Annotated in this window: 16 protein-coding genes; all 16 read right to left on the bottom strand. The window is 60.0% G+C overall.

Annotated elements, in window-relative coordinates:
- Positions 1-186: 186 nt before the first annotated feature.
- Positions 187-453 carry a hypothetical protein gene (locus AB7M29_RS11410; RefSeq protein WP_217858368.1) on the bottom strand — a complete coding sequence of 89 codons (267 nt, stop codon included), beginning with the start codon at positions 451-453 and terminating at the stop codon, positions 187-189.
- Entirely contained in the window at positions 450-1,742 is a 1,293-nt protein-coding gene (locus tag AB7M29_RS11405; RefSeq protein WP_454246874.1) for a motility associated factor glycosyltransferase family protein, read from the bottom strand. Before AB7M29_RS11405 ends, AB7M29_RS11410 begins: the two co-directional genes overlap by 4 nt.
- Before the next feature lie 83 nt (positions 1,743-1,825).
- A complete protein-coding gene (locus tag AB7M29_RS11400) occupies positions 1,826-2,752 on the bottom strand; it encodes a ketoacyl-ACP synthase III (protein ID WP_038979567.1) in 927 nt (308 codons plus the stop codon).
- A gap of 229 nt (positions 2,753-2,981) precedes the next feature.
- Positions 2,982-4,034, bottom strand: coding sequence for a pseudaminic acid synthase (gene pseI / locus AB7M29_RS11395; protein WP_217858370.1), 1,053 nt, complete (start codon positions 4,032-4,034; stop codon positions 2,982-2,984).
- Positions 4,031-5,530, bottom strand: a complete 1,500-nt coding sequence (gene pseG, locus AB7M29_RS11390; RefSeq protein ID WP_454246873.1) for a UDP-2,4-diacetamido-2,4,6-trideoxy-beta-L-altropyranose hydrolase — start codon at positions 5,528-5,530, stop codon at positions 4,031-4,033. The genes pseI and pseG overlap by 4 nt, the downstream gene beginning before the upstream one ends.
- Positions 5,527-6,222: a pseudaminic acid cytidylyltransferase gene (gene pseF / locus AB7M29_RS11385; RefSeq protein WP_454246872.1), complete on the bottom strand. Its 696-nt coding sequence runs from the start codon at positions 6,220-6,222 to the stop codon at positions 5,527-5,529. Before pseF ends, pseG begins: the two co-directional genes overlap by 4 nt.
- A gap of 21 nt (positions 6,223-6,243) precedes the next feature.
- Positions 6,244-7,407: a UDP-4-amino-4,6-dideoxy-N-acetyl-beta-L-altrosamine transaminase gene (pseC, locus tag AB7M29_RS11380; protein WP_454246871.1), complete on the bottom strand. Its 1,164-nt coding sequence runs from the start codon at positions 7,405-7,407 to the stop codon at positions 6,244-6,246.
- A complete protein-coding gene (pseB, locus tag AB7M29_RS11375) occupies positions 7,404-8,405 on the bottom strand; it encodes a UDP-N-acetylglucosamine 4,6-dehydratase (inverting) (protein WP_030130522.1) in 1,002 nt (333 codons plus the stop codon). The genes pseC and pseB overlap by 4 nt, the downstream gene beginning before the upstream one ends.
- Before the next feature lie 30 nt (positions 8,406-8,435).
- Positions 8,436-11,372 carry a TIGR00180 family glycosyltransferase gene (locus AB7M29_RS11370; protein ID WP_454246870.1) on the bottom strand — a complete coding sequence of 979 codons (2,937 nt, stop codon included), beginning with the start codon at positions 11,370-11,372 and terminating at the stop codon, positions 8,436-8,438.
- Between the two features lie 52 nt (positions 11,373-11,424).
- A complete protein-coding gene (locus AB7M29_RS11365) occupies positions 11,425-12,162 on the bottom strand; it encodes a cephalosporin hydroxylase family protein (RefSeq protein ID WP_217858375.1) in 738 nt (245 codons plus the stop codon).
- Positions 12,163-12,179: 17 nt separating this feature from the next.
- Entirely contained in the window at positions 12,180-13,250 is a 1,071-nt protein-coding gene (locus AB7M29_RS11360) for a class I SAM-dependent methyltransferase (RefSeq protein ID WP_454246869.1), read from the bottom strand.
- A complete protein-coding gene (locus AB7M29_RS11355) occupies positions 13,240-14,097 on the bottom strand; it encodes an NAD-dependent epimerase/dehydratase family protein (protein WP_454246868.1) in 858 nt (285 codons plus the stop codon). Before AB7M29_RS11355 ends, AB7M29_RS11360 begins: the two co-directional genes overlap by 11 nt.
- Positions 14,094-15,323, bottom strand: coding sequence for a methyltransferase domain-containing protein (locus tag AB7M29_RS11350; protein ID WP_454246867.1), 1,230 nt, complete (start codon positions 15,321-15,323; stop codon positions 14,094-14,096). The genes AB7M29_RS11355 and AB7M29_RS11350 overlap by 4 nt, the downstream gene beginning before the upstream one ends.
- A complete protein-coding gene (locus AB7M29_RS11345; protein WP_454246866.1) occupies positions 15,320-15,880 on the bottom strand; it encodes a dTDP-4-dehydrorhamnose 3,5-epimerase family protein in 561 nt (186 codons plus the stop codon). The genes AB7M29_RS11350 and AB7M29_RS11345 overlap by 4 nt, the downstream gene beginning before the upstream one ends.
- Complete coding sequence (gene rfbG, locus AB7M29_RS11340) at positions 15,877-16,959, bottom strand: CDP-glucose 4,6-dehydratase (RefSeq protein ID WP_454246865.1); 1,083 nt, start codon at positions 16,957-16,959, stop codon at positions 15,877-15,879. The genes AB7M29_RS11345 and rfbG overlap by 4 nt, the downstream gene beginning before the upstream one ends.
- The gene (gene rfbF / locus AB7M29_RS11335; protein ID WP_217858381.1) at positions 16,941-17,714 is read right to left on the bottom strand and encodes a glucose-1-phosphate cytidylyltransferase; all 774 of its coding nucleotides are present in this window, start codon (positions 17,712-17,714) and stop codon (positions 16,941-16,943) included. Before rfbF ends, rfbG begins: the two co-directional genes overlap by 19 nt.
- Positions 17,715-17,923 lie beyond the last annotated feature (209 nt).

The following is a 17,923-nucleotide window of genomic DNA, read 5'->3' as shown; positions in this document are numbered from 1 at the left end:
GAGAACCTTCGTAATAGTTATCGTCGCCAACGCAGGTTGCTTGAGGGGATTTTTAAAATTTTTTGCCATCACCCTGCCACCCCCTGTAAAACCAAGGCTTAGCGACGATCCAACCACCAAAAAATGACGCCAGAGAACTGCCACAACCCTTTCTTACAGCCCCGCTCCCGCTGATCTGCCACGGCATTACGCGGAATTGACAGCCATCAGCAAATCGATCAGTTCGTATTCAAGGTAGTCCGCCAGCGCCAGCCAATCCTGTCGTTCCTGGCTATCCAGCATGCCTGTCAGCAATGCCATCCACCGGGCCGCGATCTGGCTGTCTGCCCCGCCGACCCGCGACTGCACCCGCTCCGCTACCTCAACCATGACCAGCGCAGCCTCGACATCCCTTCCCAAGCGAAACAACGCTGAACATTGCCGGGCCTGATCAACAAGTAACACTTCGCTCATCGACTGAACTCCGGATGAAATGTCGTGCCGGCAATCATGGCTCCGGCTCGACTACTGTTGTAGAAGGCTACTTGTGGCTGCGCAGCGATATAGCGCTCCAGCTCACACAAGTAGCTGCGGAAGTTGAGCTGTGTCTTGACCCGCTGCCCATTCCCGTCCAACACCCAATGGCGAGCCGCGCCCAATTGCGGGCCAAGATCGCCATCATTCCAGCCGGCATGAGTCTTATTGTTGGGGAACGCGAAGTCAGCCCCGAACAGCGTGATCTGACTGGCCCCCATTTTCACCGCCAGATCCACCGCCGGATGAATCACGCTGCCGCCTGCAAACAGCCCGGCGCGAGGCAACTGCTCACGCAAATCACGGAAAACCGGGCTCGCCGAGTAGGCGACATAGCGTTTGCCTTGCCAGGCCTGCAACACGACAGGGTCCACCAGCGGCATGTAGACCAGTGTGGTATTTGCGCTGTCCTCGGGTGGCAGGTGACGCTGCGAGATACGCTGATCAATCGTGACGACCACATCCGGCTTGATGCCGTGCTCGATCAACGGCCGGTAAGCGGTATCGACACAAACGAACAGTGGTCGCGGGGTCTGGCCGCGAATGGATCGCAAGGTCACGAAGTGCTGTTCCAGACTCGGCCCGGTGGCGATGACGAACATTGGCTGGCCAGCGTGTGTTGCGAACAATTGTGCGGCGTCGCTATCAATGCGGATCTGTTCGACACTTTCCAGCAGGCGTGCCGCTATTTCCGGAGTGTCCGGATCGAACTCACGGTTGTTGAATGTCAGATGGGTTTCGCTGATCAAGCGGTCTCGGATCCTGGCGTTGTAGTCATCGGCCAACACCAGCTCTGAAGGCAGGGCAAAGAACGGCAAACAAATTTCAGCCAAATCACCAGCGTAGTGCAGCTGGACACGCGAATCGCTGAGCCACGACTGCTGATCGAGCAATTGCAAGACCAGCCCAAACACTGCGCCGTTGAGGATATGTACATGTAGTTGAATCGGCCCTGAACGCTGCAGCAGTTCCAGTTGCAGATCACCCAGCCCCGTGCCGTAAACATGCAACACCGGACTGTCGACCGGCAGGCTTTCGGCCTGAAGCTGCGCTTCGCGGATGCGGTCATGGCGACTGGTCAATTGAATGCCGTTGATGCTCAGGGTCGAGCCGAGCCCTTCCACCAGATCGGCCTGCAACGGGCCCGGATCTTCAGTCAGCAGACGCTCAGCCACGGCCGGCCAGCGGCGCTGGATGACCTCGGCGTTGCGCTCAAAGAACTCGCTCATGGAGCCTCGCTTTTCATTCGGGCAAAAAAATAGCGTTCAAGGTTACACCTTGAACGCTATTTTTGTGCCTGGCTTTTAGATGTTCAAGGGCGATAGATGATCGCCGAACCCCAGGACAGTCCTACCCCGAAACCACTCAGCGCCACGCGCTTCCACTTCGAGTCCAGCACGTGTTTTTCCAGCAGCAGCGGAATGCTCGACGACACGGTATTACCGGTCTCGACCATGTCCTTGATGAACTTCTCGGGCTCGCCCTCGAAACGCCGCGCCACGGCGTCGACAATTGCCGCGCTGCCCTGGTGAATGCAGAAGGCGTCGATATCGTCAGCCGTCAGGCCGGAGTCGCCCAGCAGCTCGTGCAAATGCGCCGGCACTTTGAGCAGCGCGAAGTTGAAGACCTGACGGCCGTTCATGAAGAACACCCCGTCGGAAACCTTCAGGTGCGGCGCGCCGGAACCGTCAGTGCCGAACTTGGCCTTGCCCAGCTGCCATGGTGCATCTTCGCCCATCCAGGTGGCAGTGGCGGCATCGCCGAAGAGCATGGTGGTGTTGCGGTCTTCCGGGTCGACGATCTTGGAGTACGGATCAGCGGTCACCAGCAAGCCATTCTTCAGGCCAGCAGCTTCCATGAAACCCTTGATGGCGTAGATGCCGTAGACGTAACCGGAGCAGCCCAGGGAAATATCGAACGCAGCCACGGTCGTCGGCAGGCCCAGTTTGTCCTGAACGATGGCGGCGGTGTGCGGCAGACCTTCTTCGTCACCATTCTGGGTAACGACGATCAACACGTCGATGGCTTCACGCTTCAATTCGGGATTGTTGGCGAACAGCGCGTTGACTGCTTCGACACACAGATCCGAGGTTTCCTGACCGGCATCTTTGCGCGGCAGAAAGGCCGAACCGATCTTGCCCAGGATGAATTCTTCATCCTTTTCGAATTTTGCACCTTGTGCGTAATTGTCCACGCCGGCTACAGGAACGTAGCTCGCAATGCTCTTTATGCCAATCATTACGGCTTCCCAATAATAAACAGCCCAATACCACCGCTCGCAAGGAATCGAGGGGCGCCGACAAACAACGAATAACGTCGCCCTCAAGGGGGCGACAGCAGGAAGAATAAAAGGCCATCACTGGGCTAAAAACAGTCCAGGCGCCATCTCCCCTTTTTATACAATACAGTGAAGATGCGCGTTATGACTCGCAGGTCACGCTATTTTGCCGAATCAGACCCACAACAGGTTATTCGACCAGCGACCAGTCCAACGGCGTTCCGCGTTTGATGGCTTGTCGGGCGCGGCGGCCCAGAAGGGCTTCAGCGTGTTTGGGGGCGAGCCCCAGGCCAGGCCGGATGGCCCGCAGATTGGCGGCGGTGAAAGGTTCTCCGGCGACCATGTCCTGAGTGATGTACAGCGAACGGCGGTATACCAGAGACTTGCGCTCGGCCTCGGTCACGCCGTAATGCACCTGGCCCATCGCCTGCCAAGCGCGTTCGGTTTCAATCACCAGGCTCGCGAGTTCAGCAGGCTCCAGGGAAAAACTGGCGTCCACGCCACCGGCGGCACGGTCAAGGGTGAAGTGTTTCTCCACCACCGTTGCCCCCAGCGCTACTGCAGCGACGGACACTCCGACGCCCATCGAATGATCGGACAAACCGACTTCACAGCCAAATAACTCGCGCAGATGAGGAATGGTGCGCACATTACTGTTGGCTGGCGTCGCCGGGTACGTGCTGGTGCACTTGAGCAACACCAGATCCTTACAACCGGCCTCACGGGCGGCGCGCACGGTTTCATCGAGCTCGGCGATGCTGGCCATGCCGGTGGAGATGATCAGCGGCTTGCCGGTGGCAGCGACCCGCCGGATCAATGGCAGATCGGTGTTCTCGAAACTGGCAATCTTGTAGGCCGGCACGTCCAGGCTTTCGAGAAAGTCCACCGCCGTGTCATCGAACGGTGTAGAGAACGCCAGCATGCCCAGCGCTTTGGCCCGGGCGAAAATCGGCGCGTGCCATTCCCACGGCGTATGGGCCTTCTCGTACAGCGCGTACAGCGAAGAACCGGCCCACAGGCTGTTGGGGTCCTTGATGAAGAACGCGCCTTCGGACAGGTCCAGCGTCATGGTCTCGGCGGTATAGGTTTGCAGCTTCAAGGCATGCGCACCGGCCTTGGCCGCGGCTTCGACGATTTGCAGCGCCACGTCCAGCGACTGATTATGGTTGCCGCTCATCTCGGCAATGATGAACGGCGGCGCATCGGCACCGATCGAGCGGTTGCCGATCTTGAAACGGGTCATGGGTGATCCTTTAAAACGCGTGTGAACGCACAAGCACTCTGAGTGAAACCTGCCTCGCGGAAAACTTTCAGCGACGCCTGGTTGGCCGGCAGCACCTGAGCGGTGATGGCTTGCAGTGACGGCCAGTAAGCGGTCACAAAGGCTTCGCCCCGCGCCAGCAACGCCCTCCCCCAACCCAGGCCGATTCGGCTTTCGAACAAATAAATCGAGACTTCGGCATGAGCATCGTCGAGGTCATAACGCAGCACACCGACCGGACCGTCATTCGCCTCGGCGATCAACAGCAACCGCCGCGGGTTGCTCAGGCTCGCGGCCAGCCAGGCCTGATGCCGTTGCCAGTCGATGATGTGCGTGTCCAGCGACCAGCGCCGTACCGCCTCGGCATTGCGCCCGTCGAATAACAATTGCGCATCGTCCTGAGTGGCCCGACGAACCGGCAACACCGCCCCCGCCAGCGCTGCTGCGACCCGCTGCGCCCCACGGCCATCGACCAACTGCCGCGAACGTTCGGCCAGACTTTGACGAATTCCCTGATTGCCCACGACAAAACCGATGGTCTGGCGCAATTGCTCGACGCCGACCTGCTCGCGGTTGCCCAGGAACACATGAGCCCCCGAGGTCGCCATCACCTCGCCGTTGGCCTGCTGATTATTCGAGACCGCAATGCAGATCGTCGGCAGCCCCATGGCCGCCCGCTCCCAGCTGGTACCGCCACCGGCACCGATGAACAGATCGACCTCGGTCATCAGCCGGTAAAAGTCGCTGACAAAACTGTGCAGGCGCCAGTTCGGGCGATAGTCCACCAGACTCTGCATCTGCTCCCAGGCCGGGTTATCGGCACCCGCCACGAAATCGACTTCCAGCTCATGGAGGTCCGCCAGCGCCAACATCGCGTGGTGGGTCTGCATGGCCGCATCGAAACCGCCGAAGTTCACCAGCACTCGCCTGGCTCGAGGTTTGATCTCGATTGCCGGGCAACAGAACTCATCACGCAGCAGGGCAAACCGTGGGCCCAGCAGGGTCTGGCAATCGGGCGTCAGCAGTGAGGCATAAGCCTCTGGCGTGCCCGACAGATTTTGATTGAGCAGCAGATCGACGCTGTATCGCCGAGTGGCCAAATCGTCCACCGCCGCGATTCGCGGAGCCCAGCGGCGGGCCGCGGTCTGCCAATGGTGATCGAGACCATAGTGGTCGACGATGATCCAGTCGAAAGCCGGATGACTTTCCAATGCTTGCCCCAGCGCAGCGATGTCCGCCTGCCACGGCAGCATCGACTCGATGGCCTGCTGTGGGTCTTCATCGGGATAGCGCTCCGGCAGCGCGAAAGTCTCGAAATCCTCAGACTGCAGACTGTCCAACCGATGCCCCGGCAACTGACGACAAGCGAAGGAAACATGCGCGCCCTGCTTGCGCAACACCCTGGCCAGGGTCAGGCAGCGGGCGATATGGCCAGTGCCGATGGTCGGCGATGCATCAGCGCGGATCAGTACCCTCATTGCAGCTCACCCCCAGCCTTCAAGGCGGAATAGAGATATTCGGCACGCGTCCAGTCTTCAAGCGTGTCGATATCCTGCACCAGATGCCGCGGCAGAATCACCGGCAGGCTTGCCGGCGAGAACAGCACATCGCCACGCAACCAGGCCTCGCTGCGCCCCCAGTAGAACTGGCCGGCATCTTGAAAAGCTTCGGGCAAGTCCTGGGAACGGGTCTCGCGAAATTCCGGGTAGAGCGAGGTCAAGGCGCCCTGCTCGTCCAGGGTCAAGGCCCGTTGTACCGGGAAGCCAAAACCGGCGACTGAAAACACGAAAGACTTGTCCGGATGCTGCACCAACAACTCATGCCCCTGACGCAAATAACGCGCCTGCAACAGGGGCGCCGTCGCGTAGACGCAGCACGCATAGTCGAACGCTGGCAATTGCTTCAAAGCATGCACGATCACCGCTGCGGTCCCGATGAAATCGTCGGCAAGCGCTACGGGCCGCATGAACGGCACTTGAGCCCCATGGGCCCGTGCGACCTCGGCGATCTCTTCATCGTCGGTGCTGACGATCACCTGGTCGAACAGATCCGACTCCAGAGCCGAGCGAATCGAACGGACGATCATCGGCACGCCGTCGAACGGCTTGAGGTTCTTGCGCGGAATTCGCTTACTGCCACCGCGGGCCGGGATGATCGCAACACTGCTCAAGATTCACTACTCCTCAAGTCACTACGCCTCAAGGATCAGTCGTCGTAATTGCTCGACCACATAATCCTGTTGTTCATCGCTCAGCAGAGGAAACAGCGGCAGGCTGATGGCCTCGGCGTAATAACGTTCGGCCTGAGGGAAATCACCCTCGGCAAAACCCAGGTCGCGATAGTACGGCTGCAAGTGCAGCGGAATATAGTGCAGGTTCACACCCACCCCGGCCGCTCGCAAGCCTTCAAACACCTGTCGATGGCTGAGGCTGATCCGCTCCGGCTGCAAGCGCACCACGTACAAATGCCACGCCGATTCGGCCTCAGGCTGCGCGCTGGGCAAAGTCAGCGGCAAGTACGCCAGCAACCGGTCATAACGCGCCGCCAGTTCACGCCGACGCTCGATGAAACCATCGAGCTTGTTCAGCTGCGACAGACCGAGGGCCGCTTGCAGGTCGGTGATGCGGTAATTAAAGCCCAGTTCCACTTGCTGGTAGTACCAGGGACCATGGCTGAGTTCGGTCATCTGCGCAGGGTCACGGGTCATGCCGTGGCTGCGCAGGCGCTGCAAGCGCTCGGCCAGCTCCGGGCGATTGGTCAGGACCATGCCGCCTTCGGCGCTGGTGATGATCTTCACCGGGTGAAAACTGAACACCGTCATCGCCGCGAATTCGCCGCAACCCACCGGACGCCCGGCATAAGACGCACCGACCGCGTGGGAGGCATCCTCGATCACGGTGAAACCATAGCGCTCGGCCAGTTCGGCGATCATGCGCATATCGCAGCTCTGCCCGGAGAACGCCACCGCCACCAGCACTTTCGGTAGTTTGCCGTCGCGCTCGGCGATCTCAAGCTTCGACGCCAAAGTGTAGGCGTCGAGGTTCCAGGTCAGCGGATCGATATCGACGAAGTCGACGTCGGCGCCGCAGTAACGCCCGCAGTTGGCCGAGGCCAGAAAGGTGTTCGGCGTGGTCCACAAGCGATCGCCGGGCCCGAGGCCGGCGGCGAGGCAGGCAATGTGCAACGCCGCCGTGGCATTGCACACCGCCACCGCAAAATCGGCCTGGCAACGTACGGCCATGGCCTGTTCGAAACGCTCGATGGTCGGCCCTTGCGTCAGCCAGTCAGACTGCAACACGGCCACCACCGCATCGATGTCCGCCTGATCGAGGCTTTGCCGACCATACGGAATCATGCCGACAGCTCCGCGTGCAGGTCAGCGATCTGGCCGACCGACAGGAAGTGCGGGTTGGTGTCGGAGCGGTACTCGAAATCTTCGCTCACCGGCCGGCCCTGCTCGCCCAGTTTGTCGACGGCAAAATCCACGTCGACGCTGGTGAAACGAATCGACGGCTGAATGGTGTAGTGATCATCGAATTCCAGGGTCATGCGCGCGTCGTCCAGCGGCACCATCAGCTCATGGAGTTTTTCCCCCGGACGAATGCCGACGTTTTTGTGCGGCAAATGTTCAGCCATGCCCCGCGCCAGATCGACGATGCGAATCGACGGGATCTTCGGCACAAACACTTCGCCGCCGTGCATGCGGGCGAAGCTGTCGAGCACAAACTTCACGCCGTGATCGAGGGTGATCCAGAAACGCGTCATGCGCTCGTCAGTGATCGGCAGCTCTTTGGCGCCCTCGGCAATCAGTTTGCTGAAGAACGGCACCACCGACCCCCGCGAACCGGCGACGTTGCCGTAGCGCACGACGGCAAAGCGGGTCTGCTGTTCACCGGCAATGTTGTTGGCGGCCACGAACAGTTTGTCCGACAGCAGCTTGGTCGCGCCGTACAGGTTGATCGGGCTGGCGGCCTTGTCGGTTGACAGCGCGACGACTTTTTTCACGCCGTTGTCGATGGCAGCGGCGATGATGTTTTCCGCGCCGTTGACGTTGGTACGGATGCATTCGGTGGGGTTGTATTCCGCCGCAGGCACTTGTTTCAGGGCCGCGGCATGCACCACGTAATCGATGCCGCGCATGGCCTGACGCAAACGCTCGGCATCGCGCACATCACCGATGAAGTAACGCATGCACGGCGCGTTGAACGTCTGCTGCATCTCGTACTGCTTCAGCTCATCGCGGGAAAATACCACCACCCGTTTGGGTTGATATTGCTCCAGCAGCCGGCGGATGAAATTGCGCCCGAACGAGCCGGTGCCGCCAGAGATGAAAATCGATTTACCGTTGAACATGCCTTGAGTCCTTTTACCTGTCAGCCAGGCTTATGCGAGCAACTGCGCCCAGTTCACACGGGTCGGTTTGCTGAGAGTAAAGCCCTTGCCGGTCAAGGCCAGGTTCTGGTTGTAGGCTGAATCCTGTTCGAAGCGCGATTGCCACTTGTCGCGCAGAGCGGCTGCCGCCTGCGGGTGATCCGGCAAAGTGCCGGGATGGGTGATTTGCACTTGCGGGGTCCATACGGTCAGCAACCCGGCATCAGCGACTTTCAGGCAAAAGTCGACATCGGCATACGCTTGCTCGAAATGTTCTTCATCCAGCCCGCCCAGTGCGTCGAACACCTCCTTGCGCACCATCAGACAAGCATCGGAAACGGCCGAATAGTTCTGCTCGACCAGCAGACGATGCATGTGCCCCGGTGCATCTTTTTTCTCCCCGATGAACGCAGAAGCCACGCCATCATTGAGACCCAGAATCAGACCGGCACCGGTCACGCTGCCTTCGCGATCAACCAGTTTGGCACCCACCACACCCACTTCAGGACGCTGAGCCTGGTTGAGCAAGGCTTCGATCCAATTGGCATTGACCACCTCGGCGTCCGCCGCGAGCAGTATCAGATACTCACCTTGGGCCTGAGCAGCGGCCTGGTTGAGCAGTGCTGACGGGCTCACGCGCTGCTCGTTCTTGATCAGGCGAATCCGCCCGCGGCCGTTTTGCTCCAGACTGTCGAGCCACGTCAGCAGGTCGGTTGACTGACTGTGATTGTCGGCGATGATAATTTCGTTGTTCTGATAGCGCGTGCGCTGCAATACGCTCACCAGGCAGCGCTGCAATTGCTCCTGACCGCCTTCGCTGCGCACGATGATCGATACCTTCGGACGCGCGGCATGGCGGTAGTCGATCCGCAAGCCACCAAATGCCTTGGCACTCACCTGAGCCTGATAGCCACGGGTTGCCAAGTGGCGCACCAGGGTCTGACGTTGGTGCTCGTTCGGTGCCAGCTCCACCGCCGGGGTGATAAGCAATGGCTCGGCCAAATGCGCCAGACCCGCCAGCCCGCCAGTTTCGATCAGGCGCAGCAGCAGGTCGAATTCCAGTGCATCGCTGAACTCGCGGTCGTAACCACCGACATCCACTAGCACCTCACGTCGGATCAGCCAGTGCCGGGCGGTCAACGCCGGCAGACTTTGCAGCAGGTCGAGGTTGAAGGCCGGGCGGAAAACTTCGGTCAATGTGCCGTTACTACGACGCTGAATCTCATCCATCGCCACCGCACGGCAACCTTCGGCGTTCTGCAACTCAAGGCTGGCGCGCAGCAAGCCGGCAGCGGTGAACTCATCACCGGCCTCGGCCAACAGCAGCCAGTCCGAGGTCGAGCGCTGGGCAAGCTGGTTCAGTCTATCGACGTAGTTGCTTGCGCTGACCTTTACAAAATGCACGGTATTTTGTTCGGTGGTGACCTCGGGCAAATCACCGGTGGTGAAGACCACCACCTTGAAAGCGCGGAAAGCGCTTTCCATCAGACTGTCGAAGGTGACCTGCAACTTGTCCATGTCGGCTTCAAGGTCCAGCAACAGAATGCCGAACTGAGGCCCGCCCTCGTTGGCCGCCAGATGTTGATTGATTTTCCGTACCGCGGTGTCGTTCGGCTCGCGGGCCTGTAGCCAGTTCAACAGTCGACCCGAGGGCATACTGTCCAGCAACTGACGACTGTCGTAGGTCGGTACGCTGTCCAAACGTGCAATCCAGTCCATCAATATTTCCGCATCGGCGCTCTCCCCCATGTCCAGCAGTTGCTGCACCAGCTTTTGCACGACCCGACGGTTGAAGGCGCCCAACTGTACGGCATGCAGCAAACGGTTCTGAATGGTCTCGGACGTGTCATTGGAATAGAGGCGCTGCAATGTGTGCTGTTGAAGTAATGCACCTTCCATTTCTTCCAGCTGCAAGCGTCCAGCGGGCATCGCATGGAGCAGGAATTCGCACTCGGTCAGTTGATCAAAAAACGCCTGGTTGTAGAACGGCATCTCGACATACTGCTGAGGCCCGAATGCGCGTTTCGGGCCGATGGTGGGGTCCTTCCAGTAGGACTCGAAGATCGGTTCGATCGTCAATGCATTGCGCGCCGCCAGGCTGTCGGCCAGGGCCTGGAAACTTTGCAGGGCAAACTCGGCGGTCTGCGTCTGGTTCAGGTCACTGATGCCGGTCGGCAGCGTGGCGAGGAAACCGGCAAAGCGCTCACGCTCGGCGACGGAGCGTGCGTCTTTGAAACTCAGGACGTGAATGATTTCGGTATTGTGATCCGAACGGCCATAGTTGACCTCACGCACCACATAAGGCGTTGGCAAAATCCGCGCCTTGGCCCGCGCGAGCATGTAATACACATGGCCGATTTCCTGCCACTCGAAAATCGTGCCTTGCGGCATGGCCGCGTACCAGTCCTGCAACAACGAAGTGCGGTGCACCGCATAGAACGGCGGAATGTACTGGCTCATGTAGTCCAGTACACGATCCTGACCGCGCTCGGCGTTGTAATCCTCTTTCACCTTCTTGTCGCGACGGTAGTACTGCACATAGTTGGAGTGCGTCAGGTACATCAGGCAGTAGCCGTGGCACATACCGTAATCGGGGTTGGCCTCGAGGAAGTTCACCGACTCGGTCAATGCATCGTGCAGCAGGAAATCATCGTCAGCGGCCAGTACCATGTAGGGCGTGGTGACCTGGCTTGCGCCGTACGCAAGCTTTTGCTGAAACCCCGTATAGGTGAACTGCGGCAAATGGCGATAGTCGACCGACGGAAAATCGTCCGCGATGCGTTCGTCGCCCTGCACGGACGAATCCAACACCAGCACCTTGGCGGAGTAACTGCTGTAGTACTGCAAGGCGCGTCGCAGGAACGCACTGCGGTTGTGGGTGATTAAAACCACCGTGAACAGCTCGTTCAGCGGTGTCACGTTGGTTTGAGTGCTGCTTTGAACCTGCATTTTCCTATCCCCACAACCGGCCGATCGCCAAGTACCTGAAGCTGTTTTTTGATTAACGAACGCGACGCAGATAGCCGTCCGGCGCCACGGTGATCAGCAATTTGTTTTGCAGCTGCCGGTCAATTTCGAAGTCCTTGTTCTCTTCCAGGTACTTCCATACGGCAGTTTTCGGGTTGTCGCCCGGGCCCCATGGACGATCCGGGAAGAAGTCGGCCGGCATGTCTTCAACGACGGTGTCCATCACCACGCAGTAGCTGTCCACCGACACCAGCGGTGCATACAGGCGCAGCTCTTCGAGCACGTGATCGTGGGTATGGTTGGAGTCCAGCACCAGAATGACTTTCTTGCCTTCGGCGGCGGCGCGCACTTGTGCGGCGATCGCAGGATCAATGCTCGAACCTTCGATCATCTTGATGCGCTTGCTCATCGGGTGGCTTTCGATGGCTTCACGGTTGTGCGGACGAATGTCGAGGTCGATGCCCAGCACTTCGCCGTGGCCTTGCAGCTCCAGCAAGGAGGCGTAGTAAATGATCGAACCGCCGTGGGCGATGCCGCACTCGATGACCAGATCCGGTTTGACCTGCCAGATGATTTCCTGCACCGCCATCATGTCTTGCGGCAACTGAATGATCGGACGGCCCATCCACGAGAAGTGATAGCTGTATTTGTGCTTGGCCGATTCGTTGAAGAACTCCTGGGCCAGACCGGTGAGTTTCTGGTCGTCACCCTGACGCGCGATTTCTGCCTGGCATTCGGCTTCGAAGGCTTTATTGATGGTGTTGTCGGTCATTTTTGGAATCTCAATAGTCACTGGAACGAAGCGCTGTCGACGGCGTGGTAGACGTAGCGTCCACCGGTCATCCGCTTGATTTCTTCGAGGTAATTGGAGTTCATCACAAACAGGTTGGCGCCTTCGGGCAGAGCGTCCATGGCCTCTTGCGGCGAGGACACCCGCGCGCCGCTCAGGGGCAGATATCGGCCCTGTTTGGCCGGGTTGATATCCACCACGCGATCCACCGCCACACCCGCTCGTTGCAGGAACAGCGAATAAATCACGCCTTTGGACGAGGCGCCCCAGATCGCCGAACCCTGTTCGGGAGCGGCCTGAATGATCTGCACGGCGCTGTCGAGGCTGGCGGTGAAACCTTCGGGCAGCGTCAGGCGCGGCACCGGTTGCTCCGGGGTCAGACTCAACGTGGCCAGGTCGGCGACGATATACAGGTATTGACCACCGAACAGGTGACCGGCTTCGTGCACGGTGCCGAACATCCGGCGCAGGTCATCGAGGCGGAAATAATTGACGTGTTCGTAGAACAGATCGAACCAGGCACGGTGCTCGAGAATCCAGTCGAAACACGGCACTTCGATGTAGATCTGCCCGCCCTGATTGGCCTCGGCGATGACCGCCAGAAAGCTCAACGGTTCCTGAATATGCTCCAGCACATGGCGCAATACGATGGCATCCGCCGACAGCCCCAGGCCGCGAGTGAACGGCGCCCTGATCACATCGCAGTTGTCGCCTTCGTAGGCCGGGTCGATGCCGGTGATGGCGTAGCCCAGGCCTTTTAGCAGCTCAAGAAAATAGCCTTTGCCGCAGCCGACTTCGATCAGCGCCTGACCCTTGAAGTGGCGGGCGATGATCCCTTCGACATCACTCAGGTGCTTCTGGAACTGGCCGGAATGCGCCTGCTCGTTCTGATAGTCAGCGTCGTAGCTGAGCTTGTCGGCGTCGAAGGCCTGATTGAAGATCAGCCCGCTCGCCTCGTCTTGCACCAACACCATGTCGGCGCAGGCCGAAGCTTTCGCTGATTGCGCATCGGCAAAGGTCCGGTTCTGCAACACCGGCAGGTCGGCGACCCGATACAACTCATGCCTCATGCTCTGCTCCCAGTAGCTGTTGCAAGCAGTCCGCCACGCCCCAGAACGCCATCGGCTCGTGGGTCGGGTATGGGTAATGACCCAGACTCAAATCGATCGATGCGCCGCGCTCACGCAACCGTTGTTCGACCAGCGCTCTGACCGATATCGGCTGGCCGCTGGAACAATTGATCACGCCGTCAAATTCGCGCTGTTGCAGGATCGCGGCGAGGTAACCCGCGGCCGTGTTGATCGCCAGGTAATCACGCAACTGCTCGCCGGCCGACATATTGAAACTGTCGTCCCCGGCCTCGATTGCCCGATCCAGTGCCGCCAGCAAACTGTTGGGGTTCTGCCCTTCCCCGTGCAGGTAAAACAACCGCGCCCATTGCAAGGTGAATGGCTGTTGGCGCTGCAGGTTTTCGAGGAACAGACGCAAAGTGTTCTTGGCCAGCCCGTACGGGTTACTCGGCCGCGCCTCGGTCTGTTCGCTGAGTGGCCCGCTCTGCATGCCGTACTCGAAGCAGGTACCGGTCACGAGAATTTGCTTCACGCCCGCTGCCACCACGCTTTTGATAAAGCAGTAATCGGCCATCAGGTTGTGCTCGAAGTGAAATAGCGCCTGATAGTTCGGCAACCCTGGCCAGGCGAGATGCGCCAAGGCATCGACGCCATCGGTCAGTGCGCCGAGGTCCAGGTCGGCGGTATGAATATCCGCCGCCACGAACTCCACGGCGTTGATCCACGGCAACTGCGCAGCGGTCTCGGCGTTACGTGCCACGGCCCGGACTTCGCAGCCACGGGCGAGCAAGGATTCGACCAAATGACGGCCGACGAACCCGGTGGCTCCGGTCACGAGCACTTTCACAGCACGGTCAACTCAGGCACGGCGATCACGAATCGGCCGTCCCACTGCCGCACCTGAGCCAACTGTTGACTTACCTCGCGCAACAGGTTCCACGGCAACACCAGGATGTAATCCGGCTTTTCCAGATCGATCTGCGCCGGCGAAACGATCGGAATACGACTACCCGGCATGTACTTGCCCTGCTTGTGCGGATTGACATCGGCCACCCAGGCCAACAGGTCCGTTTTGACCCCGGCGTAGTTGAGCAACGTGTTGCCCTTGGCCGCAGCACCATAACCGGCTACACGCTTGCCGTCGGCCTTGGCTTGCAACAGGAACCGTAGCAGTTCGTGCTTGATGCCCTCGGCCGCTGGCGCCAGGGTTGCGTAGTATTCGGGGTTTTTCACCCCCGCTGCACATTCGGCCTGCAGCTGCTGCTGAACACTTGTCTGCACCTCTCGGCGAACACCGTCGGCACGCTGGACGAACACCCGCAACGACCCGCCGTGGGTCGACAGCTGACTGACGTCGAACACCTTCAGGCCATTGCGCTCGCACAAGGTCTGCACGGCAGTCAGGGACAGGTAGGAATAGTGCTCGTGATAGAGCGTGTCGAACTGCTGGCCGGCCATCAGCGTCAGCAGTTGCGGAAACTCGAACGTCGCCACACCGGTCGGCTTGAGCAAGCAGGCAAAACCACCGAGGAAATCATTGATGTCCGGGACGTGGGCCAACACGTTGTTGGCGACCATCAGGTCGGCGGCCCAGCCTTCGCTGTTCAGTTGCGCAGCGGTGTCGCGACCGAAGAACAGTTCGCGAATCTGCAGACCTTTTTCCCGCGCCGCTTGCGCGGTGCCGCGGGTCGGTTCGACGCCCAGACAGGGAATGCCGCGCCCCGCCACATACTGCAACAGGTAACCGTCATTGGCGGCGATTTCCACCACGCGGCTGTCGGCGCTCAAGCCGAAGCGCTCGACCATCTCGGCCACATAGCGCTCGGCATGGGCCAGCCAGGTGCTGGAGAACGAACTGAAATACGCATACTCGGCGTCGAACAGGCTATCGGCGCGGAAGTAATCCTCGATTTGCACCAACCAGCAGTGCTGACACACCGCAGCCTTCAGCGGCATCCATTGCTCGGCCTGCTCCAGTTGATCGGCGCGCAGGTAGGCATTGGACGGCGGCGATGTGCCGAGATCGATCAGTGGCAAGGCCAAAGAAGTACCGCAACCACGGCAGTTGTTCATAGACGCACTCCAGAGAAGTGTTCATCGAGCAAGGAATGGCTGGCGTCCCGGACCGCCAGATTATTGACAGGCAACGGCCAAGTGATGGCCAGCCGTGGATCGTTCACCGACAAACCGCCCTCGTGCTCCGGTGCGTAATCGGCGCTGTGCAGATAGAGCAATTCGGCATCATCGGTCAGGGTCTGGAAACCGTGGGCAAACCCGGCCGGGATCAACAGGCTGCGGCCGTCACCCGCCTTCAGGTGCTCGGCGTGCCAATGCAGAAAGGTTTCTGAGTCGGGACGCAAGTCCACCGCCACATCCCAGACTTCGCCCCGCAGGCAAGTGACCAGCTTGGCCTCCGGCGCATTGGAATTTTGATAATGAAGCCCCCGTACACTGCCTCGTAAACGTGTGCAGGAATGGTTGATCTGGCGGATATGAAACGGCTCGCCGAAGGCGCTCAAGCTGCCTTCGCAGAACAGCCGGGCAAATTGCCCGCGGTCATCTTCAAAACGTTTGTGCTGCACGCTGAACAAACCGGCCAGCGGCAAGGCTTTCAACAGAAATTCACTCATAGTGCGCCTCGGTACAGGTTCAACTGGCCCAGGGTGACTTCACGCATGTCATCGCCGTTCTGCCACGCCAAGTGCCAATCGAGGGTCTGGGTCAGGCACTGCTGCAACGACCAGCGCGGTTGCCAGGCCAACAGTTGACGGGCACGGCTGCTGTCCAGGCGCAACAGGCCGGCCTCATGCAAATTACTCGGTTCGATGCGCAAGCCACGCGCTTGCGGCCAGCGGCTGGCGAGCAGCTCGACCACTTCGCCGACGCTGCACATGTCCGCTTCGCTCGGGCCAAAGTTCCACGCGCCGGCAAACGCCGGGCCTTGCTCGTAGAGGCCGGCGGCCAATTGCAGATAACCGGCCAACGGTTCCAGGGCGTGCTGCCACGGGCGCACGGCCTGCGGGTAGCGCAGGGTCACGGGCTCATTCGCCGACCAAGCCTTGAGCACGTCGGGAATCAGGCGCTCAGGCGCGAAGTCCCCGCCGCCCAGTACATTACCGGCGCGCGCGGTGGCCAACGCCAGACCGTGTTCCGCGTACTTGTCAGCCGGGAAAAACGACGCGGCGTAAGACTGCGCCAACAATTCACAGCAAGCCTTGCTGCTGCTGTAAGGATCGTGACCGCCGAGGGCTTCGTCTTCGCGGTAAGGCCACAGCCATTCCTTGTTGGCGTAGACCTTGTCGGTGGTCACCAGCACGCAGGCGCGCACGCCACCGACCTGGCGGATCGCTTCGAGCAGATTGAGGGTTCCCATCACGTTGCTGGAATAGGTGCCGAGCGGATCGCGATAGCCTTCGCGCACCAGCGGCTGGGCCGCCAGGTGCAGGACGATTTCCGGCTGCACTTCGGCGATCAGCTCCAGCAAGGCGCCGAGGTCACGCAGGTCGCCGCGCTGATCGTTGATGCCCTCATGCACCCGGACCAGTTCGAACAGGCTCGGTTCGGTGGACGGATCGAGCGAAAACCCGCTGACCTCGGCACCGAGGCTTTGCAGCCACAACGTCAGCCAGCTGCCCTTGAAACCGGTGTGGCCGGTCAGCAGAACCCTTTTACCGCGCCAGAATTCCGGACTCAGGCCCATTGCTTCCATGGGGCCTCCCCGCTCTGCCACAACGCTTCGAGGTGGTTCTTGTCACGCAAGGTGTCCATCGGATGCCAGAAGCCTTCGTGCTCGAAGGCCTTCAACTGTTCATCCTGGGCCAGACGGGCCAAAGGCTCGGCTTCCCAAGTGGTGTCATCACCGCCGATGTACGGCAGCACTTTGGGCGAAAGCACAAAGAAACCGCCATTAATCCAGCCGCCGTCACCACGGGGCTTCTCGGTGAAACCGAGCACCTGATCGCCGTGACGCTCCAGGGCACCGTAACGGCCCGGCGGTTGTACGGCAGTGACGGTCGCCAGACGACCGTGGGCGGTGTGGTAGTCCACCAGTTGACGGATATTGATATCGGAGACGCCGTCGCCGTAGGTAAAGCAGAAGGCCTCTTCATCCTTGAGGTAGCGGCCGGCGCGGAGCAAGCGGCCACCGGTCATGGTTTCCTCGCCAGTGTCGATGAGGGTGACGCTCCACGGCTCGCTGTAGTTCTGGTGCACGTCCATGCGGTTGTTGCGCATGTCGAAGGTGACGTCGGAGGTGTGCAGGAAGTAGTTGGCGAAGAAATCCTTGATCGCATAGCCCTTGTAGCCAAGGCAAATCACGAAGTCATGAATCCCGTGGGCGGAGTACTGTTTCATGATGTGCCAAAGAATTGGCTTGCCGCCGATCTCGATCATCGGCTTGGGCTTGAGGTGCGACTCTTCGCTGATGCGCGTGCCCAGGCCACCCGCCAGAATTACTGCCTTCATCGTCTCCCCTCTTGTTCTTCACAGAGCTCGGCCAAGCTATTTCAGGCTTTTGCGGGCTGTCTGGCTAAAACGCTCTGCCGTGGTCAGGCGCTGGCGTACCGGCCGCAGCGCTCGTTTTATGGCGATATGAGGGGGACTTGCAGGAAACGCGCCAGCTCATAAATCCAAATAGAAGGCACAAAAAAGGGACGAACCCGGATCATGTAGAC

The sequence above is a fragment of the Pseudomonas sp. F-14 TE3623 genome (assembly GCF_053629015.1).
Note: the sequence above shows the minus strand (reverse complement) of the source record. Positions and strands in the feature narration are given on the sequence as shown.

Excerpts from the sequence above, each read along its gene's own strand:
- AB7M29_RS11410 (WP_217858368.1), bottom strand. The coding sequence starts at position 453 with ATGAGCGAAGTGTTACTTGTTGATCAGGCCCGGCAATGTTCAGCGTTG.
- AB7M29_RS11405 (WP_454246874.1), bottom strand. The coding sequence starts at position 1,742 with ATGAGCGAGTTCTTTGAGCGCAACGCCGAGGTCATCCAGCGCCGCTGG.
- AB7M29_RS11400 (WP_038979567.1), bottom strand. The coding sequence starts at position 2,752 with ATGATTGGCATAAAGAGCATTGCGAGCTACGTTCCTGTAGCCGGCGTG.
- pseI (WP_217858370.1), bottom strand. The coding sequence starts at position 4,034 with ATGACCCGTTTCAAGATCGGCAACCGCTCGATCGGTGCCGATGCGCCG.
- pseG (WP_454246873.1), bottom strand. The coding sequence starts at position 5,530 with ATGAGGGTACTGATCCGCGCTGATGCATCGCCGACCATCGGCACTGGC.
- pseC (WP_454246871.1), bottom strand. The coding sequence starts at position 7,407 with ATGATTCCGTATGGTCGGCAAAGCCTCGATCAGGCGGACATCGATGCG.
- pseB (WP_030130522.1), bottom strand. The coding sequence starts at position 8,405 with ATGTTCAACGGTAAATCGATTTTCATCTCTGGCGGCACCGGCTCGTTC.
- AB7M29_RS11370 (WP_454246870.1), bottom strand. The coding sequence starts at position 11,372 with ATGCAGGTTCAAAGCAGCACTCAAACCAACGTGACACCGCTGAACGAG.
- AB7M29_RS11365 (WP_217858375.1), bottom strand. The coding sequence starts at position 12,162 with ATGACCGACAACACCATCAATAAAGCCTTCGAAGCCGAATGCCAGGCA.
- AB7M29_RS11360 (WP_454246869.1), bottom strand. The coding sequence starts at position 13,250 with ATGAGGCATGAGTTGTATCGGGTCGCCGACCTGCCGGTGTTGCAGAAC.
- AB7M29_RS11350 (WP_454246867.1), bottom strand. The coding sequence starts at position 15,323 with ATGAACAACTGCCGTGGTTGCGGTACTTCTTTGGCCTTGCCACTGATC.
- AB7M29_RS11345 (WP_454246866.1), bottom strand. The coding sequence starts at position 15,880 with ATGAGTGAATTTCTGTTGAAAGCCTTGCCGCTGGCCGGTTTGTTCAGC.
- rfbG (WP_454246865.1), bottom strand. The coding sequence starts at position 16,959 with ATGGAAGCAATGGGCCTGAGTCCGGAATTCTGGCGCGGTAAAAGGGTT.
- rfbF (WP_217858381.1), bottom strand. The coding sequence starts at position 17,714 with ATGAAGGCAGTAATTCTGGCGGGTGGCCTGGGCACGCGCATCAGCGAA.